The sequence below is a fragment of the Chitinophaga sp. 01L420 genome, assembly GCF_056399985.1.
This window is the reverse complement of sequence record NZ_JBFTSK010000064.1, coordinates 13620-39599: the sequence shown is the minus strand read 5'-3', so window position 1 is coordinate 39599 and position 25980 is coordinate 13620. Positions and strand designations below refer to the sequence as shown.

At 45.3% G+C, this 25980-nt stretch carries 21 protein-coding genes; 9 read left to right on the top strand and 12 right to left on the bottom strand.

Going from position 1 to position 25980, the window contains the following annotated elements; genetic code table 11:
* The 3 genes from AC1DP6_RS33810 to AC1DP6_RS33800 form a co-directional block, all read right to left on the bottom strand.
* Positions 1-265 (bottom strand): autorepressor SdpR family transcription factor (locus tag AC1DP6_RS33810; protein WP_477058827.1); only part of this gene is annotated, 265 nt, incomplete at its 3' end.
* 237 nt (positions 266-502) lie between these two features.
* Positions 503-5020 (bottom strand): TonB-dependent receptor plug domain-containing protein, encoded by a 4518-nt coding sequence (locus AC1DP6_RS33805; RefSeq protein ID WP_477058826.1) that lies wholly within the window; start codon positions 5018-5020, stop codon positions 503-505.
* A gap of 5 nt (positions 5021-5025) precedes the next feature.
* On the bottom strand, positions 5026-7557 hold the full coding sequence (locus tag AC1DP6_RS33800) for a hypothetical protein (protein ID WP_477058825.1): 2532 nt from the start codon (positions 7555-7557) through the stop codon (positions 5026-5028).
* Positions 7558-7998: 441 nt separating this feature from the next.
* Between AC1DP6_RS33800 and AC1DP6_RS33795 the strand changes: the two genes are divergently transcribed.
* A complete protein-coding gene (locus tag AC1DP6_RS33795) occupies positions 7999-8496 on the top strand; it encodes a BON domain-containing protein (protein WP_477058824.1) in 498 nt (165 codons plus the stop codon).
* A 27-nt stretch (positions 8497-8523) separates the two neighbouring features.
* Positions 8524-8946, top strand: a complete 423-nt coding sequence (locus tag AC1DP6_RS33790) for an SH3 domain-containing protein (protein ID WP_477058823.1) — start codon at positions 8524-8526, stop codon at positions 8944-8946.
* Between the two features lie 108 nt (positions 8947-9054).
* Here AC1DP6_RS33790 and AC1DP6_RS33785 read toward each other — a convergent pair whose 3' ends face one another.
* The 4 genes from AC1DP6_RS33785 to AC1DP6_RS33770 form a co-directional block, all read right to left on the bottom strand.
* Positions 9055-11097: an alpha-amylase family protein gene (locus AC1DP6_RS33785; protein WP_477058822.1), complete on the bottom strand. Its 2043-nt coding sequence runs from the start codon at positions 11095-11097 to the stop codon at positions 9055-9057.
* A gap of 31 nt (positions 11098-11128) precedes the next feature.
* The gene (locus AC1DP6_RS33780; protein WP_477058821.1) at positions 11129-12727 is read right to left on the bottom strand and encodes a solute:sodium symporter family transporter; all 1599 of its coding nucleotides are present in this window, start codon (positions 12725-12727) and stop codon (positions 11129-11131) included.
* A gap of 6 nt (positions 12728-12733) precedes the next feature.
* Positions 12734-13756, bottom strand: coding sequence for a GntR family transcriptional regulator (locus AC1DP6_RS33775; RefSeq protein WP_477058820.1), 1023 nt, complete (start codon positions 13754-13756; stop codon positions 12734-12736).
* A gap of 259 nt (positions 13757-14015) precedes the next feature.
* Positions 14016-15224, bottom strand: coding sequence for an alpha/beta hydrolase-fold protein (locus AC1DP6_RS33770; RefSeq protein ID WP_477058819.1), 1209 nt, complete (start codon positions 15222-15224; stop codon positions 14016-14018).
* A gap of 214 nt (positions 15225-15438) precedes the next feature.
* Between AC1DP6_RS33770 and AC1DP6_RS33765 the strand changes: the two genes are divergently transcribed.
* The gene (locus AC1DP6_RS33765) at positions 15439-16374 is read left to right on the top strand and encodes a nuclear transport factor 2 family protein (protein ID WP_477058818.1); all 936 of its coding nucleotides are present in this window, start codon (positions 15439-15441) and stop codon (positions 16372-16374) included.
* Between the two features lie 120 nt (positions 16375-16494).
* On the opposite strand, the gene AC1DP6_RS33760 is transcribed toward AC1DP6_RS33765, so the two are convergent.
* The gene (locus AC1DP6_RS33760) at positions 16495-17172 is read right to left on the bottom strand and encodes a helix-turn-helix transcriptional regulator (RefSeq protein WP_477058817.1); all 678 of its coding nucleotides are present in this window, start codon (positions 17170-17172) and stop codon (positions 16495-16497) included.
* 207 nt (positions 17173-17379) lie between these two features.
* Here AC1DP6_RS33760 and AC1DP6_RS33755 point away from each other — a divergent pair, with 207 nt between their 5' ends.
* A complete protein-coding gene (locus AC1DP6_RS33755) occupies positions 17380-18123 on the top strand; it encodes a hypothetical protein (protein ID WP_477058816.1) in 744 nt (247 codons plus the stop codon).
* 296 nt (positions 18124-18419) lie between these two features.
* Here AC1DP6_RS33755 and AC1DP6_RS33750 read toward each other — a convergent pair whose 3' ends face one another.
* Together AC1DP6_RS33750 and AC1DP6_RS33745 are read right to left on the bottom strand one after the other, a co-directional pair.
* Complete coding sequence (locus AC1DP6_RS33750; protein WP_477058815.1) at positions 18420-18836, bottom strand: VOC family protein; 417 nt, start codon at positions 18834-18836, stop codon at positions 18420-18422.
* A gap of 3 nt (positions 18837-18839) precedes the next feature.
* Positions 18840-19355, bottom strand: a complete 516-nt coding sequence (locus AC1DP6_RS33745) for a hypothetical protein (RefSeq protein ID WP_477058814.1) — start codon at positions 19353-19355, stop codon at positions 18840-18842.
* Between the two features lie 110 nt (positions 19356-19465).
* Between AC1DP6_RS33745 and AC1DP6_RS33740 the strand changes: the two genes are divergently transcribed.
* From AC1DP6_RS33740 to AC1DP6_RS33725, 4 genes are all read left to right on the top strand, one after another.
* The gene (locus AC1DP6_RS33740) at positions 19466-20200 is read left to right on the top strand and encodes a MarR family winged helix-turn-helix transcriptional regulator (RefSeq protein WP_477058813.1); all 735 of its coding nucleotides are present in this window, start codon (positions 19466-19468) and stop codon (positions 20198-20200) included.
* Between the two features lie 91 nt (positions 20201-20291).
* Positions 20292-20747, top strand: coding sequence for a hypothetical protein (locus tag AC1DP6_RS33735; protein ID WP_477058812.1), 456 nt, complete (start codon positions 20292-20294; stop codon positions 20745-20747).
* A 23-nt stretch (positions 20748-20770) separates the two neighbouring features.
* Positions 20771-21367: a penicillin-binding protein activator LpoB gene (locus AC1DP6_RS33730; protein WP_477026325.1), complete on the top strand. Its 597-nt coding sequence runs from the start codon at positions 20771-20773 to the stop codon at positions 21365-21367.
* A 74-nt stretch (positions 21368-21441) separates the two neighbouring features.
* On the top strand, positions 21442-22851 hold the full coding sequence (locus AC1DP6_RS33725) for a COG3014 family protein (protein WP_477058811.1): 1410 nt from the start codon (positions 21442-21444) through the stop codon (positions 22849-22851).
* A gap of 92 nt (positions 22852-22943) precedes the next feature.
* On the opposite strand, the gene AC1DP6_RS33720 is transcribed toward AC1DP6_RS33725, so the two are convergent.
* Positions 22944-23738 carry a DoxX family protein gene (locus AC1DP6_RS33720; RefSeq protein WP_477058810.1) on the bottom strand — a complete coding sequence of 265 codons (795 nt, stop codon included), beginning with the start codon at positions 23736-23738 and terminating at the stop codon, positions 22944-22946.
* Positions 23739-23917: 179 nt separating this feature from the next.
* On the opposite strand from AC1DP6_RS33720, the gene AC1DP6_RS33715 reads away from it, so the two are divergent.
* Positions 23918-24286 (top strand): hypothetical protein, encoded by a 369-nt coding sequence (locus AC1DP6_RS33715; RefSeq protein WP_477058809.1) that lies wholly within the window; start codon positions 23918-23920, stop codon positions 24284-24286.
* Positions 24287-24350: 64 nt separating this feature from the next.
* On the opposite strand, the gene AC1DP6_RS33710 is transcribed toward AC1DP6_RS33715, so the two are convergent.
* Positions 24351-25970 carry a RagB/SusD family nutrient uptake outer membrane protein gene (locus AC1DP6_RS33710; RefSeq protein ID WP_477058808.1) on the bottom strand — a complete coding sequence of 540 codons (1620 nt, stop codon included), beginning with the start codon at positions 25968-25970 and terminating at the stop codon, positions 24351-24353.
* Between the last annotated feature and the right edge of the window lie 10 nt (positions 25971-25980).

Genomic DNA, 25980 nt, shown 5'->3' with positions numbered 1-25980 from the left:
GTGGTAAGGTATCGGCGGTAAACTGGAGCATCCATTTCAGTAATTCATCCATCACTGTTGTGTTGAGAGAATAAAAAACGAATTGCCCTTTTTTCACGCTGGTCAATAGCTCCGCTTGTTTCAACAGGTCGAGATGATGAGAGATGGTGGGCTTTGAAAAGCTGAAACGCTCTGCGATCTGACCGGCGGTCAGGTCTTCCTTTTTGAGCAGCTCGAGGATGTCCCGCCGGGTTTTATCGTTGAGTGCTTTGAACACGTTGTTCATATAAACATATATTTAGACAACTATCTAAATACTAAATTAAGAGAAGTCGGGAAACTGGCAAAATGTAAATCCGAACAAGGAAAGATGATTTTGGCAAAATGCGGTGAATCATAATACTGGCGGCTGACAGCAGCGAATAACGCATGAAGATGGATGGTTCCGGCGGGTTATTACATGACTCCGCAGCGCTCCCTTTCGGGATAACGCTGCGGAAGGAATAGGTGTAGGGATAAGAAACTACGGCAGGATCTCTATTTCAGTGCCTTCGTTCCAGTGTTTGTGCTCTGGCGTGTAATACAGATAACAGTTGCTGGCTTTGGCTTTATAAGTGCCAGGAACATCTGCTTTCAGGTCCAGGTTGATGGTTTTAGTTTCATCCGGGCTGAATCCCATCCAGTAAAGCACCAGGTAATTATCAAAGATTTCATAATAGGCTACTTCTTTTTTCTCTTTCAATTCTTTGAGCTGCCAGGGCTGCAGAGAAAGACCGGCAGGTATGCCTATTTTGGCAATAGACATAGGTTGCAGTATGCCTTTTTCATTTTTCACATCAATTTTCATCCTGACAGTTTCCCCGATTTTAGTGCGGGTATCCCCCAGTCTAGTATTGATATGTAAGTCGGCCTTAGGACTGTTCGGCGGTTGCATAGTGTAATAGGAAACCTCCATATGATAAGGAATACCGGATTTTTCATTGCTGTAATGCACCGCAAAAGTATTGGCCCCTGCTTTCAGTAAATTGCTAAAGTCGCTGCCCAGCGCCACTTTCTGCGTATTCAGTTCGAAATCAACTGTACCGGCATTTTCCGTGCGGCCTTTTATTTTTACGAATTCTACGATGGCATTCAGTGCCATCACGGTTGCCTGCGTAGAGCCGTAACCGTAATACGATTTTTCTGACAGTACTTTAGAGATGACTACTGCTATGGCGGCAAGATCAGGTGTTTGCTCCCTGGCCAGCGCCAGTGCGTATAACGATAACGACTCTACGCGCAGGGAAGCATCCCTGGAATTCACCACAGTGGTGGCTGCCATGAAATTGTTTTTTTCATAGCTCTGTTTCAACGCCTGCATCAGCCGGTTGTAGTCGGTGGTGTTTTTCATATTGCTGGCAGCAAGCGCCATTAATCCCAGTTGGTAAGCATCATTGGCTGCTAACGCCTTTTGCACGCCGGCTTCATATTCCGGTTGTATTTCTTTACCGATACCGGCTTGCGTTAACGCATATACGATATAAAGATTAGCCACGCTGTTGGGAACGGATGCAAACTTATCATAGCCACCGGAAGCCAGTTTAAAGCCTCCTTTACCATCTCTGCGGCTCAACAGGAATTTTTTGGTTCGGGCCAGCATATCCTTATCTACGTTGATAAAAGTCTGCATATCCGTAAACTCCAGTAAGCCGTAAGCCGTTAACGCTTCATGTGCCGGTGCATGGCCAAACCATTCGAAACCATTCTCTGTGGTTTCAAAGCTGATCAATCGTTTGTACCCGGTTTCAATATAGTTCATGGCTTTGGCCACCACATCAGGATTGGATTTCCCCGATTCCCGGAGATATTTGAGGATAAAGATGTTAGGATAAGTGCTGGAAGACGTTTGTTCAAAACAGCCGTAAGGCTCTCTCAACATAGATGCTATTCCATCGAGCAATTGCCCTTCCAATGTAGCGAATACCCGCAGATCTGATTTGACACTACCAGCTATTGGCTGACCCAGCTCAAAGGGAAGCCTGACTGATTTATCACCGGAGAAGGTTTTAAACACCGGGAAACCTTTCTCTGCGGCAATTACCGGAAGAGATAATGTTTCTGTACCGGTTTTACCACTCACCATAAATTTGATATCACCCCGGCAGGCTGCGGTGGCTTCCAGTGGAATCAGTACCTGTTTGGAAGTGTTTGCATCCAGCACGACCCGCTCTTCATATTCTCCCTTTTTCATTTTCTCTGGCAGTGCGATGGTGATATCCAGTTCCACACTGGCAGCGCTGTTGTTTTTAAGCACCAGTGGTATCAGCGCGTGGTCGCCCACTGTCAGGTAGGGAGGAATCTTCGCATCTATCTGTAATGCATTCCGTGCAGACCAGGTGGCTTCTGTTCTGCCAGGCTGACCATTCCAGGCAATTCCTTCGGCAACTGCCCGGAAGGTAGTGGCGGCATCGGAGTTGTAGAACTCCAGCGTGGCGGCGCCACTACTATCTGTTTGCACAACCGGGTTCCAGTAAATCGTTTCCCGGAAATCACTCCGCTCTTTTGTTACGGTAGTGGCGTATTGGGGCGCGTAAAACACCCTGGCCACGGCATAAGCACTTCCAATGCCCGGAACATATTTGGTGTTGTAATAATCTTCTTTATTCAACCTCAACCTGATCGCTGCTCTGCCGGCATTTTTGGTGGTGATCAGGATCACACCATTGGCAGCACGGCTTCCATAAAGCGCTGACGCCATTGCGTCTTTATATACCTCTATGGCGGTGATATCATTGGGATTTAAGTCTTGCAGCATCCCTTCAAATGCCACTCCGTCTATAATAAACAATGGTTGATTATTGCCGGTCAGTGAGTTATTGCCTCTTATCCTGATTTCTTTGGCCGCTCCAGGATTGGCTTGTGGCACTACCTGTATCCCTGCTACCCTACCCTGCAGTGCCTGATCCATGTTCTGCACAACATTAATTTCGTTGGCAACAATCGAAGTAACCGAGCCAGTCATATTCGCCTTTCGTTGTGCGCTGTAGCCAACAACTACCACTTCATTCAGTCCCTTATCATCACCCAGATTCTTTATCCACGCATCCGCTTCCTTTTTTATTTCTTTTTCTGCATTTGCATATTCCTGTTTTTGCGCAGCGGGCCGGATACCGGCAAACTCCTTAAAGCTGATCCCTTCTTCCAATAATTTTTTAGTCCGGATAATATTATAATCGATACTGTTCTGCTCCACGCGGAGATTCACTTTTTCTTTCCCTTTAACTGATTTCGCTATCAGGTAATAATTAGCCCGTTCATCCAGGCCAGCAAAGAAAAACTGTCCGTCATCTGTTGTATTCATTTGGATGGCTTTACTTTTTTCCGCCATGTTGATCAGGAATACAGTGGATTTTACCGGTTTATCCTTTGCATTGAAGACAGTGCCACTCATCACGTAACCATCATCCGGCAGATACTTCAGGGATTTCCCTTCGTTTAACTCCGGGAGATAACTAAAATACCGGTAGCCATGTGTCAGCATTACCAGGTCGAGCGCAGGATCTGATTTAGGTTCTTCTTTCTTAAAATAAAACAAGGGCTCTTCAATCTTTCCACTCAATTCGGAACTCATGAGCAACCAGGATAGTATATGATCCTGTTTGTCATCCGCATAGGACCAGAGCTTATCATCCATGACCGCCAGCGACAAATTGGAAGCCAGTGGCGTTCCTTTGGCATCTGTTGTTTTGAGGGTCATCACCACTTTCTCTCTTGGCAGGTACTGTGATTTATCTGTCGTGATTTTAACCTGCAGGGTGTGGTCTTTATTCAGAAATACCAGTCTCTCTGCCACTGGCAATCCATTTCCGGTCGTGAGGGTAAACCTGGCAATACCAGCAGGAAATCCCGACTGATCTATTTCAACGGTATGTGTGCCTTTCTTCAGGATAAGGTCACTGGCAGCATAGGTGATTCCTTTTGTCTGCCCGGTTAAAGTAACCCGCTGGTTGCTGGTAGCAGACAGATTCAGGAAAAGTTTCCCTTCTCTCTTCATAAAATTCATGACCACACCTTCCGCTGCGAAGACCGGAAAAGCATACTGTTTGGTGATATGCAGTGGTGAAGTAATTTTTACCGTGTACTTTTTCCCGGTGTGTGGTGTAAAAGGGAACTGTCCCATACCTGCATAGTAACTTTCAAAGTCGGCCTGTTTATTCCCTGCGTCATCCCATACTTCTCCTTTTACATCTACAGGTTTACCGTGCTCATTGATGGCCCTGAAAGCAATGCTGCTGGTGAGTCCTGCTACCAGGGAGCCTCCTTCGGGTAACAATTGCAGATCTATTTTATTCAGCACAATAGGAATGCTCCGGGAGATGGCTTCTTTGTAGGCATCATAGTCTATCGTCACATTCAGCAAACCATCTGTTGTGTTCAGGTCATCCGGTAATTTGAACTTCAATTGTACTTTACCATCGCTGTTGGTGGTGGCCACCTGGGTGCTCACTACTTTGCCGCCCAGCGATACCTTATAATTTACTTTATAATTGGCAATGGGTTGATCAGACAAATTACGGATGGAGTAGTCAGCGATCACTTCATCGCCGGGACCATAGCCCTTTTTGGGGAAATCCAGTTTCATTAATATACGGGGAGCGATTACTTTTTGCAGCGTTAGTTCCTTTACAAAAAAAGTGCTGTCGCTTTCATTGCGCATCCACGTAGTGTAAGCTTTGAGCTTATAAATACCACCGGGGGCTTTATCTTCAAAAGTAAAAGAGCCTTCGGCAAATCCATCTGTTATTTTATAATTTAATTTTTTGAGCATGTTCCCGGAAGGGTCCAGTACTTCTACAAAAACCACCTTACTTAATGTGGCAGGTTTCTGATCCTTGGCGTTTACCACATATACTTTAAAGAACGCGTCCTGTCCGGGTTGAAAGAAAACGTGGCTGGTGTGGATATAGATTTTCTCTTTGTACTTAGTATAATCAAATGACTGTCCCCAACAGGTAGCCGCCATCAACAGGTATATGCATATATGAGCAATAATATTTTTCATGGGTATCAGAATTGAAGGGTTACGTTAAAGCCATAAGTTTTAGTAGCGGGAAGATTAAAGAAATCCAGGCCCGTACTATTTGCCTGATCGAATAACAACTGCTCCGGATCCACGCCGCTATACGGCGTCCACAGCATCACATTATTGATATAGGCACTCAGGGTTAACTTTTGAATAATATGCCTGAAAGGCTGCTGATAGCTTAGTTTCAGGGTATTCAGGCGTAGCCAGTCGGCCCGCTCGATGTAGTCTGCTGCAACGCCGCTATAACCGTATCTCACCCACCGGTTGTTTTCTATGGGTAGCTTGGGGTTGTAAAAATCTACGGGTGTATTGTTCGGGGCACCATTCATTTGTACGCCGGGAAAAACATAATTGGTGATGGTTCTGCCTTCGGCAGATGCCTGTGATCTTCCGTAGTAATCGAGTACGGCCAGTGTACCGTTCCATCGTTCGCCACCACTCTTCCATTCCAGCGCTGCTTCCAGGGTAAGTTTTTTCCAGCGCACCATATTCGTCAACTTCATCACAAAATCTGGATTAGGATTACCAATGACGGCAGGGGCTTTTGCTACCAGCGGAAATCCGTCCGGGCCAATTGCTCTGTTGCCGGCGACATCTCTTTCCCAGGTGCTGCCGGTGATCACGCCCAGTGGTTGCCCTTTTACGAGCGTGGTATGTACATCTCTGAAACCTGCCAGGGGTATACCGTTAGCACCGTAGGTGTCGGTGACTTTGTTTTTATAGGCAAAGAATCCCAGGACATGCATTGTGGTGATGTCTGAGTTGTTGTTATCTATATCCAGTAATTGCAGCTCCAGGTCTATTCCATTGGTCCGGTAGTCGCCAATATTTTTTAATACCAGCTCCTGATTTTCGTATACGGGAAACAAGTCCTGTTCTATTTTTCTTATGAATGCGCGGGCGGAAAAATTCAACAGAGATTTATAGCCACCGCTGATGCTGCCGCTCCAATCTCTGTGACGTACCGGGGACAGGTGGTCAAAACTGCTTACTTCCTGCGTGGGAAAATAGTGTCCCGCTTCGGTGGTGGAATAGCGCAGAAGATTCACATAAGCAAGTGAATTATTGACCGGCAATTCCGTATTTGCCTGCACATAAGATGATCTGAATTTCAGCGACCATCCCGTTGGGGAAAGATATGTTGCGGTAATATCTATTGCAGGCTGGAAGTAATTATTCGCCGCTACCGTGTTGGAAACATAGCTCTTATTTCCCAGCATGAATTCGGCGTACCATCTCCTGCTATTATATATATTCCGGTAGTTAACGCCTATCTCATGTGCGGAGCGCTGGTATAAATAGTTGCCGTATGCCGGTTGATAATGGATGCCGGAATGCGCGTCCGTGAAAATATAATTGGCGGTAAAAGCCCCTGACCACAACCGCTTCGGGTAGGGAACAGTCCCGGTTACTTCTCCTTTTAACTGGTATAATTTGTCGTCCTTGCTCCGGTACAGTGGTCTTCCATCGGGGAAGTGGGCGGTACCAGGCTTATAGCCTTCGTGGCTGTTTTCTCTTTTATCATCGAACGATTGTGTGATCACATATTTCACCCGATTATATATATTCCGTTCCATGAGCAGGCTCACCTGCTGCCGGGTGGCGTTGAAATTGTTATCATTATCTCTGAGGAGAAAATCAGGATTATCTGCCTGCTTGCTGTAGCTACGCTGACCATTCCCCAACGTGTAACCTTGTCCGTTATCGAAGCTCACCGGTGACAGGATCGATTGCTGGTAAACCTTATTCAGGAATCCGTTTCTGTTGGCATTTGAAAACTGATCCTGCGAGTAACTGTATTTGCCCACGAGGTGCAGCCACTTTATTCTGGCGCCCAGGGAGGCATCCAGGTTTTTTGTATTATTGTTGTTGTAGCGAATAAACGTCTTTTCGCTGGTTTGGCCCAGGTTAATATTAAACTCCCGTGCATTGATCTGATTCTCGAGCAGGACTGCTTTCAGGTTGAAGGACTGGGAAAAGAGGGACCCTGTTCTGAATATGTTATTCGTATAGGCGGGAGGGTGATGTCCGTTGCCACTACCTGCCGGTACCAGTTTTCCATTGCTGTCGTACAAATAAGGATGTCCATCATATTCAAGTGTGTGCCGGGATGGTCCATAGCTAAATAACTCGTTTGTTTCCGCACCCTGCCAGCTCAGGGCTCCCTGCAGTGAACGCCCTTGTACAAAATCTGTTTGCAGTGATGGCAGCTGGTTGATTGTTTTAAGTGCGAAAGTGGCAGCGTAACTACCAGAGATCAATAACTCTTTCTTATAGCTCGGGCGCAGCAGCAGCTCGTTGTTATGGCGACTTACTTTCCTGAACCTGGTATCCGTAGTAAAAATACTTTTTACATGCAGTGTACGATGCAGATTTGATGTTGGTATGGTTACCGTATTGGTATCAGCATTTATCAAACGCTGATACGCATTCGAATAAACCGGGTTTACTACCTTATTATTTTGTGCTGAAAGAGAAAATGGGAATAGCAGCAGTATCAGGAAATATTTCAAGGTATATGTTTTTATATTATTAATATAAGGTATAACTATAAAGGATATGTGCTAGCCTGAATCCGGCCACTCTTTATCATAACGTGAATATATACTTCGTATGTTAATGATATTCATATTATTGTAAAATAAAATATCTACTTTTATCTGTCTGCACAAAGTCCTCTCTGGCCGCATGATGCAGGCAGGCAAAAAATTCCATAAGCGATCTGAAAAAAATTATAAAAATCTTTTCGTGAGAGAAAAAACAGTGTTGCGTACATACTACACCGTTACCGAAATCTCCTTTGCATTACCAGGTGTACCTGGTCTGGTGGTAAAGCCAAAAGTCCGGGATGGTATTTATTAAAAAATAAACAACATACTGAAGCATTATTGCCAGATGAAAAAAGATACTTAACTTAAGATGTATTTTTTCATCATTAAAACCTCAGTATTACTATGAAACTGAAACACCTGACAGCAGTAATCCTTTCCATGGGATTAGTATTTATGATTTCCTGTAAAGGGAAACCCAAAGATGCAGACATCCAAGCTACTGTAGTTGCTGCATTGCAGTCAACTCCAGGCGTTAATGCTGATGTTAAAGATGGTGTAGTTACGCTGACCGGAGCGGTAGCCAGCCAGGCAGACAAAGATGCGGCAGAAAATGCAGCTAAAGTAAGCCAGGGCGTGAAGAGCGTTGTCAACAATGTTACTGTAACACCGCCGCCACCACCACCTCCTCCTGCACCAACTGCTGCTACACCTGCCGATGCAGCTCTGAAAACAGCCGTAGATGGTATTGTTAAAGATTTTCCTGGTATCACCGCTGATGTTAAAGACGGCGTGATTACTATTACCGGTGAGTCTAAAGCTGACCGTTGGAAAAAGCTGAAAGTTGCACTGGATGGACTGAAGCCTAAGAAAGTAGATGCTTCCGGTTTGAAAGTAAAGTAAATCGCTGACCCTCTAAATACAACAATCATGGCATTACAGGATAAATACAAAGAGCTGATTGACGCCGCGAAATCTGCGGGCACCAGCAATCTGCAGGTTAATGAACAAGATGGTGTACTGCATATAGATGGTGAGGCACCGAGCGGCGCAGTAAAGGACCAGTTATGGGATATCTATGGAAAGATTGACCCCAACTTCCTTACCGGCGACGTGGTAATGAATATTAATGTAGCCACTGCAGTAGCAGGTGCTAAACTGAAAGTAACTACTGAGTCTACCAACCTCAACATTCGTAAGGGGCCTGGTACCGACCAGCCTATTGTGGGCAAAGCGGCACATGGCGAAACTGTTTCCCTGATCAGCAAACAAAGCGATCAGTGGTGGTTGATCCGTACAGATGGCGGCGAAGAAGGATATGCTTCCGCGACCTATCTGACGCCTGTTGAGTAGGTAACACTTCACATAATTAAACGGCTGTCTCTTACTTTTAGAGACAGCCGTTTTTTTTCAGGACCCGGGCTGCTGCTGCTCCGTTATCATGGCAGCCCCGCTTTATTATTATTYTCGTTCGAGCCTATAAATCACTGCATCTGCTTCCGGCAGTGTTATTTGCATGGTTTTATTTTGTATTGATATTTTTCCGGAGAATAATTCTTTTGCGGTATAGGCCTCTTTTGCCGATAGTCCTGCCTGTTGGAGGTTCAGGGAAAAAGTACCGGATGTTGGTGCATAGTTCATCACTGCTACATAAGTATATCTCCCGGAATTTTTTACAAAGATGTTGGAAGACTGATCTCGGCTATGATGATCTACCGGACGGAACACACCACCCTGGCGGGCTACCTCCAGCAGATCCTGGTTTTGCAGGAACTGTTTAGCTGCTTCGGAAGCATGGCCGTACACTGAAAAATCATCCCCGGTAATGAGGGAGCCGGTAACGATGCCTGATAACAATCTTGCCCTGTTAGGCCCGGCAGCGGCGCCTTCAAACACCACATGATCAGCATCAGAAAAATCATACAACCAGTTTTGCCACCAACCATAGCTGGTACCATTCATGGTGTAGGCCGTTTCGTCTATATTCTTAAATGCATCGCAGGCAATACGGCGGGTGTGTACATATCTGCCGGTAGCCATATTGGGCGATATAGCTGCATATACCAGCATCTTTCCATCCAGTTGATCTACCAGGTATTCCATTCCTTTTCTGAACGCCTGCATGCCCGTATGAACGGTAGGATCATAAAATGAATCTGCTTCAATGGCAGCATGACCAATAAAATCTATTTTGATCATTTCGAAGCCGGCGTCTTTAAACCGCTTGATGAGGAAAGCGATTCTTTCCCTGGTAGCCGGATGGGTAGGATCCATGGCCCTGGCGCCATCCAGCTCATGGTATTGTCCGTTTACTTTTGTCCAGGTATCCTGATAGTTAAATTGGCTGCCTTCTACCTTACGGGGAGACTTCCCCCAGTCTACAAATGGCGCCCAATAGATACCCGGCTTAAATCCTTTGGCTTTACAATAGGCGCTGAAAGCCTCCAGCTGACTAAAGTCGCCGGTCATACCATTGGTGGTGAGGTTATCCCAGTAAGAGTCCAGGTCTATATACAGGGTATGATCTGCGTTGCGGAATCCTTTGCAGGAATCGGCAAAAAAGTCTACCACCGTTTTTGCTTTGGCGAGTGATAATTTTGTTTGCATGCTGCCCCAGCTGTTCCAGCCAAAAGGTTTGGCAGCAGTCCAGCTAAAAATGTAGCGCGGTTCTGCTTTACGATTGGCCTGCGCATATTGCTCCATGCCGGTTCTCCAGTCGCTGCCGGGTAGTACATAGATTTTAGGAGAAACACAAAGGGTATCACCGGAGCTGACCATACCATGCCGTATGTTATCGCGGGTACCGGTGCTGTCTGTCCAGCCGGCGATCACAGAAAGCTGCATTTGCTGAGCAGTAGTCCCTTTCAGCGCAATACCGGTTTTCCAGTTATTGTGCTCCACAGAGCCTATCACCAATCCATTATTGTTGGCTGTATTATAAACGGCAGTTACTTCGGCACTGGTGAAGCTGGCGGCCGGCAGGTCTTCCGTGCTGTATTTCACCCAGGTATCATTATCAAAAGGCACATGTACCGCGCGTATAGTATCTTTTACCGGGAACTGCAAAGCCGTGGTGGTCAAAGGGCTCATAGAACGGGAACGGGCGCCGGCACCGCGCAATACGAGTGCCGTATAAAAACCGTTGTCTCCGTTGTATACATAAAAGAACTGTTGTCTTTTTATACCACTTCCGGGAGACGTGATCACGTATTGTTTGCCTGTGCCGGTCTGATCTTTTAAAGGCGCTATAGTGAAGCTACGGCGGATCTTTGCCGTGTCCGGCTGCTGGGCATCTTCATACCAGCTGAAAGCATCTCTGATCATTATTTTGCCGTTCACCCATACGCTGTATTTACCGGAATGCAAATCATAGCTGATCCGGCTATTTTTACCGAAAGGGATATGCTTTACATCCGCAGATTGTTGCGCGGATAAACGTGTTACAAGACAAAGCAAGGCCATGGCAAACAGGATATATCTGCAATACTTAAAGGACAACACCATTATAATTCGTTATTTATGATTTACGATTCTCTTATCTGGCCAATCCCAACGGAGAAAAAAGTACGAACAACAACACCATCAGTATAATCAGCACAGCACTGTACCAGTGACGGTGTTTCCATGGTTGCAGTGTCAGGTTAGATGTTCTGACAGGTGCATAGGGAACAGCCATCGGCCATAATCTACCTATTATCAGCATCAGTATGGCAGTGACTACAAAGAGTATCGCCAGCAGGTGCAGATAATGTAATCCGGTATCCAGGATCAGTTGAAAAAATATATTCGCTACAAAAAAGAATCCGAGGCCGATTTTAGCCGCTATGGCAGGAATACGCCTGGTAGCCATTCCTACGATCATGATCGTGAAAATAGGAATACTGAAAAAGCCGGATAACATCTGTATATAATTATAAAACCCTCCTTTGAACAACATAATAAAAGGTGCAATACCAATACCTATCAGTATCACAATTACCTGGAAGATCCAGGTAGTGCTGAGCAGTTTTTTATCTGTTACACCACCCTTCTTCTCCGTCATATAAGGCTTGTACAGGTTCATGGTAAAGAGTGTACCGGCACTGCTTAACCCTGCATTAAAGGTGCTGAGTGCCGCGCCAAAAACTACGGCGGCAATGAGGCCCGTATACACGGGCGGCAATACATCGGCGGCAAGTCTCGGAAAAATCTCTGCTGTACTTTCCGGGTGGAAATATAGATGCACCGCTATTAGTCCGGGAATATTCAGCATCAGTGGCGACAACAGTTTACATAAACAGGCCAGCGCTATTCCTTTCTGACTTTGCTCCAGGTTAACCGACCCGAGTGCCTGTTGTACGATGAACTGTTCCATGCCCCAGTAATAAATGTTTACCAACAGCATACCGGTGAAAATGGTAGAGAAAGGCACCGAGTCGTGCTTACCGCCAACAGCATTTAAATGACTGGTGTCGGTACCCAGTACAATACGTAGTCCTTCTGTTACATATCCATGGCCCAGGTATTTAAATCCAAAGTAGGGTAAGAGTAAACCGCCGGCAATCATACCTGCTCCCAGCACGGTATCTGACATGGTGATCACCTTGAGGCCACCGAGTACATTGTACAGGTACCCTATCACAGCAATCAGACAGGCCAGCATCCAGATGGTGGACCAGTAGCTGATGTGCAGAATTTCATTCAGGTGGAAGATGCCGTTAAATGCGACGGCACCACCATATAACACGGCGGGGATCAGGTTTACCAGGTAGCTCACCAGGAACACGACTGATACAATTTTTTTAGTGGTCTGATCATACCGCACCGCAAGGAAATCGGGTGTGGTAACGGCACCGATACGGAGATACACCGGCATAAAAAATTCGCTTACAAAAAGCATCGCAAAAACGGAAGTGACGCCCCATGCCATGATCGACATGTTATTCATAAACACCGATTCGTTTTCACCTATAAACTGGTTGGCGCTGATATTGGTCATGAACAATGCCCCTCCTATCACTACCCAGTTTAAACTACGGCTGCCCAGAAATACATCTGACGCTGTTTTCATCTGGTGTTTCCTGGTAATGTACCAGGATAACACCGTTACAATCACCACAAAAATGACAAAACTTATAATGGTTGACGCGTGCATTAACTGCTATAAAGATTTTCTTCTGATTAAAACCGTTGGTAATACTTCACGGATCTTTTCCCTGTTTAATACAAAATTAGCTGCTTTTTTTGCCATGAGCCGGAAATCAGTGGAATAGGTGGTGATCCCGTTGCAAATGATTTCTTTCACAATATCGTCATTATGGGAAAGAATGCCTACATCCTTACCTGGTACCAGTTTCTGTTCGACACAATCTTTCAGGATGGCCCAAAGTTCCGTATTATTGATCGTATAATATACTTTTCCTTTTTCTATGGTACCTGGGGTGTATTCGGTTTTAATAACACCTTTGATTTTATAGTCGCTGACAAACTTTTTAAATGCTTTTAATATTTCAATAGGTGTATCTGTTGCCGGGCGATAATAAAAGATCATTTCATCGAAGGTCTCAATAGTTTTGCTCAATGTTGCAAAAGCGCTGTAGGAAGCCTCCCCGAACTCTTGCACAATATAGGAACAGGAACAGTTAGCAGATAGTGGCTCATAGCGGTCTATCATCAGGAACTTATCCATAGGGAGTGCGTTCAGAATACCCGATGTTTTAGGATGCGGAATAGGTGCGACTACATACATGCCGTACCGTCCTTTGACGTTGGCAATGATGGCCTCAAAGATTTCGATATTATTATGGTGAAAAAATACATCAATGTGAATGTTCATACCCAGGTTGGCCCGGAATGTTTTATAAAAAGCTTCCTGGAAGGTATCGAAGGCGTAGAGTAACAGGGCCACTTTCAGCTGTTGCCCGGTGTCATCGCTGCTTACGTAGAAGCCTTTCCTGTTTTTGGATTGTACAATTCCCCGCGCTACCAGTTCTTTATATCCTTTGGCGATGGTTTCCCTGGCAAATCCCAATTTATTGATCAGCTGATTTACGGATGGTAACTGGTCCCCGCGGCTAAGTGCTTTGGCGTTAATGGAATTGATGATGCCTTGCACAAACTGTTCATGTTTGGATAAACCGGGAATGCCTTCCAGTTCATGTATTTGTTCATAGATATTCCGCATAACTACAAATCAGCAAATAGTGAATGATGGCACCTGCAGGTGCGTACAATGGTTGTGATATAAAAACTGGTAGTACCGGTAATCGTGGCATTGCCATATCGTGGAATTTTAGCAAAATAGTACGCTATACTATACTATCCTATACTACCGCTAAGCTATTATCTTTTTTTATGAATAGCAAACTTTTTTGTGTAGTTGCTAAAAAAATACCCGCAAGGAGATGCCTGCGGGTTATAAAATGTATGTATGCGTAGTTTATTTATGGCTTTGGGCCTGCCTTTTCGATCTTTTCTTTTATGTCAGCAGTATACCGGATGGACAATGCTTTTTTCCAGTAGATAATGGCCTGTGTCGGGTTATGGAGTGCCATCCAGTAATCTCCCATCCCATCGTAGGTATTAAAGCTTTCCGGGAAATAGTCGATGTTCAGCTGAAAAAACATTTTTGCTTTATCAAAATGTTTATCCTGCAAATGCCCATATGCGAATTGATTGAATACCTGCTCTGATGGGCGCACGGCATAGCCTCTTTCCTGTGATAATGTCTGAAAATGTTGAATGATCAATTGTTTCAGGGAATCTGTGTTACCCTCTTTTTCAAAATAGAGATAAGTAGGAAACCTGTTCTCTTTAAAAATGAAACGCAGGGCATCATACTCTGCAATGAGCGGCACAGAGATATGGTCATCGTCTGCATAATATTTCAGGTTCCATTTTAAATCATTCCCGTTATATTTTTTCAGCGTCTCGCCCAACTGCAGGATAGCACTGGTATGGATGGCGCCGCGATCGGGGTTATTTTTCAGCTGTTGCGTGTCCAGGTCTGGTTTCATGGTATGAGACACTGCCAGGAAAAAACGTTTGCCCTTAAAGTGTTGTGACAGCAGGCCGTCGGCCTCCCCTAACAACTGGCTGTTGTGCCACGAGAGACTGGGTTCTATAGCTACATATGCGTTGAACACATGGGTATGTTTCAGTAGCGCATTGGTGACCAGCAAACCTCCGAGGGAATGCCCGACAATAATGCTATAAGGCGCTACGGGATACTTCTTATTGATATAGGGTACCAATTCTTTTTCCAGGAAAGCAGTGAATTGTTCGCCTCCACCAGCGCTGGCATCGGAGCTATCTGCTGTTGGCGTCAGATCCCTGGTACGATTCCGGCCGGTATTAGGGATACCAACGATAATCATTTGCGGCAAAGCCGTATTGCCATTGCTCACCCCCAGTTGTTGTATCATTGTTTGCAGTGTGGCAAAATGGAAGTCGCCATCCAGCACATACAACACCGGATAGGATGGTTTTACAAACCAGGTGGTATCTACCGGCGGACTATAGATCCACAACGGTCTGTTTTCATTTAATATCGTTGAATAAATGCTGTCCCGTTGCCCGAAGGATACGAGGTGCTGGGCATGGATACTTAGAAAGAGATGAGATAAGAGTCCGATTAAAATAAGTCTTTTCATGCGGGCGGGTTTTACCACAAGATGGCGTTCTCCCGTGATGCAATCTCCCGAATGTGATACAACCCTTTACAAATGTGACAGCCGAACTTTTTTCCGGGACCAATTTGATCAAGTGAAATAAATTTCAGTATATTGCATTGCATACTACTATTAAAAACATATATCTTTGCATAGCACTAGCACCCTATTCACAGGCCATTAAAAATCAACCATCATGAAAAGTTGTTTCATATTACTAAATACAACAATATTAATACTGACTACCGGGTTCAGTATACAGACTTCCAATGCACAAAATGCCAAAGGCTCAGATGCGCTGTATCGTCAACTTGCCTACAAGGATAGTATGCTGTTTGATATCGCGTTCAACACCTGTAATGTAAAAGCGATCGGCACTGTTTTATCAAAGGATTTCGTGTTTTTCCACGACAATGGATATGATGGGGTAACAGTGGATCAAAGTCTATCCAGCTTCACCACCAACCTTGAAAAGTTTTGCGCTAACCCGGACAACAAGATGCGGCGGGAAATTGTAAAAGGCAGCTTACAGGCATTTGCGGTGGGTACCGATGAAGCTGTGCAAACAGGCGTACAACGTTTGTATGTGATACGGAAAAATCAGCCGGAACAATTAATAGAAGAGTCCAAATTTACGCGCACCTGGAAAAAAACAGCAGGCGACTGGAAAATGACGCAGGAAACGGATTTCCTGGTAAAAACACAATTTGACCCTCCTTCCAAAAGATATGAACCTGCACCTTATGTTCCTTCCAGAGAGCCATTGTATGATGTGATTGTTCGGATGGATAGTCTTTATTTTGATACCTACAATACCTGTAACCTGGAAAAGATGGCAGCGATGACCTCCGACTCCATTGAGTTTTATCATGACAGAGGAGGCTTAACTACTTCTAAAAAAGATCTCATTGCCTCTATTAAGAAAAATATCTGTGGTAAAGTTACACGGGAGCTGATGCCTGGTAGTATAGAAGTATATCCTATCCCTAATTACGGCGCAGTAGAAATCGGCTATCATCGATTTCGTAATAACCAGGAACCGGGTGCACCTTCCCACGCAAGTAAATTTGTTACGTTGTGGCAGCGGGATGGTGATACCTGGAAAATGGCAAGGGTGATTAGTCTGCATTAAAACACCGGACGCATATCCCTTCCCTGGCTATTCACGCCATGGAAGGGACGTTTATTCTATACGTTTTAATACCGCTTACAAAGCATACCTCTGGTCCAATAGCAACCCTGCTTTAGCCACCTAAAAAAACTTAATATAATCTTCTATTTTGAAGGTATGTTGTTTGGTAAATGGGATGGTAGTATTGAAGAGAGAAGTGATCATGGGTACTTTAAAATCGCGGTAACCCAGGCGGAGGTCACACCAGGCGATCAGGTGCCATTGACTGGTATAAAATACCAGGCCTACCGGTTCTATGTCTCTTACAGTATGGTTGCCTTTAGTATCGGTATACCCTATTTTAATGCAATACTTACTGGCAATGCCCTGCTGGATGGCCGTGAGCCAGGTAGTTTCGGGATGTCCATTTGCAGATCCAAATATGTCCATCTGCGCAGCTATTTCTTCCACCGCTTCCCGGTCATGTGAGCGCACAACTGTTTTAATTTTATTGAGTGCAGACACACTGTTTTTAGAAACAGACTTCTCGGCAAATCTACCGGCCAGCGTTTGCAATAAAATGAGGGCATTGGCTTCTTCTACGGTGAATACTAACGGAGGAAGAAAATATCCCTGCGCAATAAAATAACCACGGTTTACTTCAAAGTTGACGGGCACACCGATTTCATTGAGTACTTTAATATCCCTGTATACGGTACGCGGGCTGACATCAAATTTTTCGGCCAGTTTTTCGGCGGATACATGCTTCCTGGACTGCAATACGGTGAGTAAGCCCATTAATCTGTCGATTCTGTTCATAGGGGTTAACATTTATACCCCAAAAATAGCTCCTGCGACTGAAATTTGTAGCCTGATTTTGCGCCACGTTTGCCATTGTCAAATCCCTCCCGGACTATCGTTGAATATTAAAGAATACCCATTACACGCCCTTAGCTAATCTTCCATCTGTCCCGAAAACACGTTCCCCGAATTATCTTATATTTATAGTAATCAAAATAATCTCTCATGGCAAAACAAATGTCTATCCTTCCCTTTACGGGAAAACTCGGCCAGCTCATTGGGTATAAGCGCAATGGCAACTACTTCCTGCGCTCCATGCCTCAAAGCGTGCAGCAAACGGCTGCTACCCGCCGCGCTTCCCGGCGCTTTGGCATCGCCAGCAGGAAAGGCGCTTTTATCCGGCATGCTTTCTACTCCCAACTGGATATCCATTGTGATGGCGGCCACATCAATCGGCTGAACAAGGTACTCATTGCTGCCGGCGATCATCACGAGGCCCTGACAGGCTTCCGCTTCAATCACCATACCAGAGTAGATCGTTTCTTTCCGGTGGCTCCCCGGCTTCTGAGTAACGGAGTATTAAATATTCCCGCACAAACCATCGCCGGGTATAAAGATATTGCTGCCCTGGAAGTAAAAGTGATCGCAACGCGCATTGATTTTATATCACGTCAGGTGGCAGGTAGCGAAACGGTTACGCTCATGATAGCCCCCGATACTACTTTTCAGGAAACAAATGTTTCGCTGGAGGTACCCGGGCAGGGTTCACTGGTAGTAGTTTTCCAGGTAAGAGCGATGTACAAAGATGGCCCATCGAATAGCAGGCAATATATGGCAGCCGATATTATCGCGGTGGTAGCGCCACAAGTACCCAAATATGCTAATAAACGTACTTACCCCAAGCGGACGAAATTGCTTCCCAAACTTATCTATACACACGCATATCCAGCTATCATTCAACTGGAATAAAGCGATCTTGCCTCCGGAGATATTTTGATAAATAAACCCTTTATACCTGCTTCTTTTCAATAGTAAATCTCTTTCCGCAACTACAGTCTGGTAGGGAAGTAGCCCTGCTATGGCCCGCTCTCACCTCTTTTCATCTGCTGATTCAATTTCATCCCGGTTATACATCCGAACCTCATCCCCGCATCAAGTCCACCTCTACTGCACCGTTTCTATAGGTACTAAGCGGGTGCTAAGCATAAGCTCGACGGAGTCTACGTAATGAAAAGGTAATACCTGAGGCTATCTCGTTTGAGATGTTATGCTGTTGTTCCCGGATTCCAGGCCACTTCCCAGAGGTGGCCGTCCGGATCCTGAAAATAGGCGGCATAGCCTTTCCAGAAGTTGTCAGTTACCGGCTTGATAATAGTGCCGCCTGCGGCGCTTACCTTCTCCAGTATCACGCCTATTTCTTCCTGCTGATCTACATAATGTACTAGCACCAATTCCGTAGCAGATGGCGTGCCGACAGGAATTTTAGTATCAAACGAAATGCTTTTCTTTGGCCACAGCGCCAGTTTCAAACCATGCTGCAACTCAAAGTATGCAACGGCGGCATAGGGGAATTCGCTGCCGGTGATACCATTCGTAGGCCAGCCTAAACCATCACGATAAAAATGTACCGCTCTTTCCAGGTCGGCCACGCCCAGTGTTAATACTGCAATTGTTGGTTTCATATACTATTCAATAAACCCGTAAAATTTTTTATAGTAGGCGAACTTGGCAGACATCACCTTTTTTGTTTCCGGCAAACCGTCCTGTTTCAGTTGTTTAAACAGGGTGAGTACATGTGCGCTGAATTCTTCAAAAGAGCAACTCTGTGTGATAGCGTCTGTAAGGTAACAGGTGGTTTCATCACATTTCTGCCAGTATACTTCCAGGGCCTGGCAGATCCCTTCCATGAGTGACTTATCGTAGCATTTTACCAGGCATCTGGCAGTAGCGGCCGACCTGTCCGGATAATTCATCAATAAATAAAAGAGGAAATAAGTGATGCGCCTAAGATCGTTGCTCTCCAGTTGAAGAGGCAACAGCTCTTCCCGCTGCGCAAACACCTGCTTGTACCCTTCTTCGTCCAGCCGTTTGGTGGTATGCTTTTCAATGAGATGTTCCAGTTGTTTTACTGCCGTTAATCCTGTTGTCAGATCCGGCACACAGCTATCTCTGAATAATTGCTCCAGTATGATATGATTCATAAACCCATGATTTATTGAACGGATTCGTTGTTTATATTTGCAAAGAAAGGATATTCTCGTTAAATAAACAACGAATCCGATTAATAATTAGAGCGAAACCGTTTTATAATATGAAGCCATTAGTAGCCTTGATCACCGAATGGGATAGTTACGCATCGAAGACCACATCGCCTACAGTGGCGGATTTCTGTGAGAAATATCTCCAAAAACATCCCACCGGAAGTTCAGCCGATGCCATCCCCTCCCAGCAGGCAGACTCCGTATTAGCTTCACTGATTGGCAAAACCGGCGGTTTACATACGGCCTATGCCAGGATGGCGATCAAAGAGATTCCGGACATAGAACTCGAATGGTTTTATTTATTGAATGTGATCAGTATCAAAAAAGAAGCGAAAAAAACGGATGCCATCAGCCTGAGTAATATGGAGCAGTCTACCGGTATTGACATATTGAACCGTATGAAAAAAAAGGGGCTTATTGTTGAAAAGGATGATCCGGCAGACAAGCGTGCGAGGCTGGTGAGTCTTACCGATAAGGGCAAAGCCTTGCTGGTGCAGATAGGTTATTATCTCTATAAAGTCTCTTATCTTTTATATCATGATATTAAAGAAGAAGATAAAAAGAGCATTATAAAAATATTAACAAATACCACTCAAAAACAAGAGCAGCTCCGGATAGCCAGAAAGAACAGCAGCATTGATGAAATGATACAATCGCTGTACGGCGAAAACGCCCTGAAAGCGGTGCTCAGCGCCTTTAAAAAAGAGGTAAGGCAGCAGGAAAAGATGATGCATAGCACCCCGGATAAGGATCTGGATGAAATGATTAAATCATTTCATAAATAAGATCAAAAAAATTCTGCCATCGGATAGGGGATCTGTAAATTGCACGCGTCATATAACAAAGCAGCTTTCAAAGGAGCTTTTTAATTATTGTATGATGACGCATAACGATTTAATCAAACGCTTACTGCTACCGGGTCTGGCTACGATGCTATGTCTGACCATCACGATGGGTGCATCCGCGCAGACCCTGCTCCCCGATCAGAATCCCCGCTACCAGGAAAGTCTGCAGCATTACCTGTTGAAAGAGGACTCACTGACCGTAAATGAAGGCACTACCGTGCAACAAACCTATAAAGCTTACCAATATTTTGAGGCGAAGCGCGAACGTAAGGACGAACGCAGACAGTGGCGGCAGGATCGGCGGATTGCCCGTAATACCGGCTATTGGAGCGACTACTCCTACAATGACTATGCACGTGGCTATAGTTACAGCGCGCCATTTAGCTACGGCTATCCTTCCTATCATTCCTATAACTCCGGCTTCAGATGGAATGATGTGGCCACCGTTACCGCCATCGCTTTAGGCGCCTATATTCTTTTCAGATAACATAATTCATAAAAATTTACGTGATGTTTAAAATTAATGCAGCTGCATTTACAGGGATTCTTTTGGCTGGTATTTTACTACAGGGATGTGCCCCGCGGAAAGTAACAAGGGTAGACGAAAAAGAACAGATAGATATCAGTGGCCGCTGGAACAATACCGACTCCCGCCTGGCAGCAGAAGAAATGATTACCCGGGTACTGGGAGAAAACTGGTTGTCTGATTTCCAGCAGCAGCACCAGGGCAAGAAACCCGTAGTGATAGTAGGTATGGTAGCCAACAAAAGCCATGAACATATTGATGCCGAAACTTTTGTAAAAGATATGGAACGCTCTTTTGTTACCACCCAAAAAATACGGCTGGTACAGGGTGGCGCTAAAAGAGAGGAACTGAGAGGTGAACGGGCGGATCAGCAAAAGAATGCGTCCACATCTACCATGAAAAAATGGGGACTGGAAGTAGGAGCCGATTACATTCTGCAGGGGTCTATCAACTCAATTGTAGACTCTCACAAGAAACAAATGGTATTGTATTACCAGGTAGATCTGGAACTAACAGATCTGCAAAGCAATGAGGTCGTGTGGATTGGCAATAAGAAGATTGCGAAATACGTAAAGAACTAATACCTACAACCAGTTCCACCGTGCGCCGGTCCTGCATACGGCCGGCGCCTTTTTTACCTACATCATCATTATTAATGAACAAGATATCAGATCAATGGAAGTGGCTACTGCCGCTGTTATTGGTAATGACCTTCCTTTTCTCCTGCCGTACTTACAATGATGCCATCGGTCACTACTATGGCGCCATTTCAGCAGGACGATTCGAGGAAGCTTCCCGGCAACTGGACGACAACAGGTTTCTGCAATATGGCCGCAACAAACTATTGTTTTACCTCGAAAAAGGGAAGACCACTTTTCTGCAGGGACATTACCAGGAAAGCAACAGCTATTTTAACGCCGCCGATTCCTTGCTGGACAACGGCAGCAGGAATAAGTTCTGGGACCAGACACTGGGCCTCGTGACCAATCCTGCCATGCAGGTATATCGTGGGGAAGATTTTGAAAAACTCCTGATCCATTATTACAAGTCCATCAACTACCTGCAGCTAAACATGATGGAAGATGCCACCGTAGAAGCAAGACGTATTTCACTCAGCGGCTATGCGCTCAACGACCGCAAAAATAATAACGCCAACAAATACGCCAATGATGCATTTTCTATGATCATACAAGGAGTGGTATACGAAAGTGGCGGCGATATCAATAATGCATTTATCTCCTATCGCAATGCAGCAGATCTGTTTCTCGGCAAACCCGACAAAACTTATTATGGCATTACCTTACCGGTACAACTACAGGATGATCTGCTGCGCACTGCGTGGCAGTTGGGTTTTCACCAGGAGCTGGCATACTACGAACAACAGTTCGGACGCCGTTATATACCTGTAAATAGCAGCGATGGCGGAGAAGTACTCGTGTTCTGGGAAAACGGACTGGCACCTGTTAAAGCGGAAGCCAATTTCTTCTTTACCCTTACAGAACGGGGGCCGGGGAATTTTGTATTTACAGACCCAGATAACACCATCTTTATTCCCTTCGACTTCCAGTTGCTTTCCCGCGATTCCTGCCAGCAACTCCGCAGACATTTTGATGCATTCCGGATTGCCTTTCCCAAATATGTGGAACAACCGCTGTATTTCACCAATGCCAGCATACAAAGAGACAGCAGTCTTATTACCCCCCTGGAAAAAGTGGAAGATATCAACCAGCTCGCCTTCCGCACGTTGCAGGAAAGATTTTTAAAGGAAATGGGCCTGGCACTCACACGGCTGACCATCAAAAAATTAGCAGAGCAACAGCTAAAAAAAGAAAATGAATCACTGGGAGAAGCACTTAATTTATTGAATATCTTAACAGAAAAAGCGGATACCAGGAACTGGCAAAGTCTCCCCCACTCCATCTATTACACCCGCATTCCTTTGAAGAAAGGCGCCAACAAAGTGACGCTGACTTTACAGGGACAACATTCGCAGACGGTAGTATTTGATGTATTCGGAAATGGGCGGTTACAAACCATTCATTATTCCTCTTTACAAAAATCATAAGGAAAAAAAATATAGAAGACAATCATAGCCTGATCGCCTTCTATATTCCATCATCTGAAAGATTATTTTATTGCTGCCGGCAACTTCCTTCCTTAATATGGCAGATCCCTGCGGGATACCGGACGCAGTGCCCAGGAAGCCAATGCGAACCCTGTGAAGAGGATTGGAAATATTACCCTGGTAGCTGGTTCTCCGGACCATAAATGAGAAGCAACCGCACCTGTAAGATCAAAGAAGGCGCCTGCATATGCCCATTCCTTTAAGYGGGGATAGCGGGGAATAATAATGGCCACGGCTCCCAGCACTTTCCAGATGCCTAATATTACACAGAAGTAAACCGGGTAGCCCAGGTTCGTCATACCTTCTACCAGGTAGGCTGGCCGCAGGATATCGGCCACGCCGCCGGATCCCAGTTGAAACACCACCAGTGCGGTTGTTATCCAATAGGCGGTAATAGTACGCCAGGAGGTATTGAAATGCTTCAATAAAGGCCCAAAATCGCGACGTTCTGCCGGACGAAGCGCCCAGGAAGCCAACGTGATGCCGGCGAAAATTACAGGCCCTACTGCCTCCTGAAACTGACCTACCGCCAGGTGGGAGGCAAACGCGCCCGTGTAAATGAAAAATAAACCGGCATATACCCATTCTTTCAAACGAGGGAAACCAGGCGCCAACAATGCCAATACACCCAATATCTTCCATATCCCCATGATGTTAAGGATGTATTCAGGATAACCCAGTTGCACCATCACCGTGCGGACAAATGTTATTTTCTGGAGGTCCCATATGGCCCCTACGCCGGTTTCCAGTGCGATGATGCCAGTCGTTAACCAGAAGGCAATGATACGGGTGCGGGAAGCCGCTGCGGAAGAAACAAGGGTATTCATAATGTTTACGTTTATTGTATGACGAATAATGACTGTTTACACTACAATAAGTATTGAGTAATTCCGGATTGGACAACAACACCAAAATATTTTTTTCCGTAGGCGGGGCTGTTAATTTTTAATGATCACTGTTATTTTCCCGAATTAGATATTAGCTTAGCATATAAAGATCCCTGTACATGAAAATTAAGCTGATCAGAAAATTCCTGGAATACGTATACAATAACTATGTGGGCAACTTTTTAGGATTCGTCATAGGCATGATGTCTACCCGCCTGGTATCGCATTACTTCACTACCCGCAGCATCCGTAATTTATGGGGGCTTACAGCGCGTAAAACGGTAGTTGACAAGCATACCTACAGCAACCTGGAATGGATCATCACTATTGTGATTGGTTTTATTGTTTTCGAGATCGTTTCCAAATGGCTGACGAAAAAGCTGCAACAATTACTGCCAAAGTATAAGGTCACCAAATGGCTGGTGGAAGAAGAAGAAAAAGAGAAAGGACCCTCTGCAGAAAAAACGGCCGTAGCCACACATGATTAAAATAAAAACAGCCCTTTCAAGAATGAAAGGGCTTTCCTTATTCTAAATTAACAGCCGTATTATCTTACCAGTTAGGGTTCTGTTTCATAGCCGTATTGCCATTAATCTCCGTTAATGGAATAGGCCACAGGTAATCTCTTGCCGCATTGAACACCCGTGTTTCCACGATCACCGGTTTACCTGTTGTAGGATTAATCGCGCCTTGTGCCGGACCGGTCAGCACCTCTTCTCCTATCTTCCATCTCCTGATATCAAATAACCGGGTACCTTCAAAAGCCAGTTCCACTTTTCTTTCCCTGCGATAAAGGGTGCGCATTTTTTCCTGGGTATTATAAACGTTGACATCTGCATTTGGCATCCCTGCCCTGTTTCTTATTTTATTCAGGTAGATGAGTACATCGGCATGCTGCCATTGTCCGGATTCTACCAGGGCTTCCACATAACTCAGCAGTATTTCCGCATAGCGGATCACCATAAAGTTGAGGGTACCACTGTTATTCCGGGAAACATCTCTTGCATCGAGATACTTTTTTACCCAGAAACCTGTTTGTGTTGACTGCGCCGCACCGATCTGGTCAACAGATCCGGCGGTGAAAGGATCCAGCAACCTGTTTACGAATGTTTGCCCAGGGAATAATACACTGGCTGCCAGCCGGGGATCGCGGTTATTTTTATAGAGGGGGTTTTTCCAGTAGAGCTGCAGACTATCATCCCCCAGTTCCTGTAACGTTTTGCCCTGCAGTGTTTCATAGGAGTTCACCATGGCGGCTGTTGGCCCGTTGGCGGCCTGCCCGGATAAGCTTTTAGGTGCCAGCCGGAAGAAGGCGCCGGAGTTTCCGGTTCTTCTGAACAGGATCCTTTCCTTGTTTTCCAACGCATCATAGCTGAACAACTGCGCATAGCTGTTTACACCGCCACTGGCATAATGCAGGTCATATACTTTGAGGTCAATCAGTTTACGTGCATAGGTAATGACCTGCTCATAATTTTTGATAGTCAGGTAAAGCTGCACCTGCATGGCATAGCAGGCGCCTTTCGTTATCCTGTATGCATCACTGGTGGGATAGGTAGCCGGTAAAATTTCCGCTGCCTTGTCCAGCTCTGTGGAAATAAAAGTTACCACTTCTTCCTGCGAATTACGCGGGATGGCCTGTGGGTCCGCAGGCGAAATGCTGGAATCTACAATGGGTATCGGTCCAAACAACTGGAAGAGTGTCAGGTGAGCCCTGGCTCTCAACGCCCTGGCTTCAGCGGCACGTTGTTCTTTTACCACCGGGTTCTCCATGTAAATCTTCGAATAGTTTTCCAGGATGCGGGAAGCGTTCCTGATATCTTTATAGTTCTGACGATACAGGTCTGCCAGGTAACCATCTGTTGCGGTAACGGCTCCTAATGGAAAAGAATTCCAGCTGCCGAAGTTTGCGCGGAATACGGATTCATCTGTGGTGCCCGACATATGCATACGACAATTTGCCTGGTAAGAAGAAGACGTAATCAATGCGCCGGGAGAAATCTGGTTGTTGTAAATCACCTCCAGGTAATTATACAGATCCGATTCCAGCCGCCACCACTTCGCGTCTGTAGTGGCAGTAGGACTATCCCTTTCCAGGAACGATTTATTACAGCTGAACAGGACTGTTGTAATTAAAAATGCGCTGACGATATTTATAGCTACTTTTTTCATTTTCGGGTAT

Excerpts from the sequence above, each read along its gene's own strand:
- AC1DP6_RS33805 (WP_477058826.1), bottom strand. The coding sequence starts at position 5,020 with ATGAAAAATATTATTGCTCATATATGCATATACCTGTTGATGGCGGCT.
- AC1DP6_RS33795 (WP_477058824.1), top strand. The coding sequence starts at position 7,999 with ATGAAACTGAAACACCTGACAGCAGTAATCCTTTCCATGGGATTAGTA.
- AC1DP6_RS33790 (WP_477058823.1), top strand. The coding sequence starts at position 8,524 with ATGGCATTACAGGATAAATACAAAGAGCTGATTGACGCCGCGAAATCT.
- AC1DP6_RS33780 (WP_477058821.1), bottom strand. The coding sequence starts at position 12,727 with ATGCACGCGTCAACCATTATAAGTTTTGTCATTTTTGTGGTGATTGTA.
- AC1DP6_RS33775 (WP_477058820.1), bottom strand. The coding sequence starts at position 13,756 with ATGCGGAATATCTATGAACAAATACATGAACTGGAAGGCATTCCCGGT.
- AC1DP6_RS33770 (WP_477058819.1), bottom strand. The coding sequence starts at position 15,224 with ATGAAAAGACTTATTTTAATCGGACTCTTATCTCATCTCTTTCTAAGT.
- AC1DP6_RS33765 (WP_477058818.1), top strand. The coding sequence starts at position 15,439 with ATGAAAAGTTGTTTCATATTACTAAATACAACAATATTAATACTGACT.
- AC1DP6_RS33760 (WP_477058817.1), bottom strand. The coding sequence starts at position 17,172 with ATGAACAGAATCGACAGATTAATGGGCTTACTCACCGTATTGCAGTCC.
- AC1DP6_RS33755 (WP_477058816.1), top strand. The coding sequence starts at position 17,380 with ATGGCAAAACAAATGTCTATCCTTCCCTTTACGGGAAAACTCGGCCAG.
- AC1DP6_RS33750 (WP_477058815.1), bottom strand. The coding sequence starts at position 18,836 with ATGAAACCAACAATTGCAGTATTAACACTGGGCGTGGCCGACCTGGAA.
- AC1DP6_RS33745 (WP_477058814.1), bottom strand. The coding sequence starts at position 19,355 with ATGAATCATATCATACTGGAGCAATTATTCAGAGATAGCTGTGTGCCG.
- AC1DP6_RS33740 (WP_477058813.1), top strand. The coding sequence starts at position 19,466 with ATGAAGCCATTAGTAGCCTTGATCACCGAATGGGATAGTTACGCATCG.
- AC1DP6_RS33735 (WP_477058812.1), top strand. The coding sequence starts at position 20,292 with ATGATGACGCATAACGATTTAATCAAACGCTTACTGCTACCGGGTCTG.
- AC1DP6_RS33730 (WP_477026325.1), top strand. The coding sequence starts at position 20,771 with ATGTTTAAAATTAATGCAGCTGCATTTACAGGGATTCTTTTGGCTGGT.
- AC1DP6_RS33725 (WP_477058811.1), top strand. The coding sequence starts at position 21,442 with ATGAACAAGATATCAGATCAATGGAAGTGGCTACTGCCGCTGTTATTG.
- AC1DP6_RS33715 (WP_477058809.1), top strand. The coding sequence starts at position 23,918 with ATGAAAATTAAGCTGATCAGAAAATTCCTGGAATACGTATACAATAAC.
- AC1DP6_RS33710 (WP_477058808.1), bottom strand. The coding sequence starts at position 25,970 with ATGAAAAAAGTAGCTATAAATATCGTCAGCGCATTTTTAATTACAACA.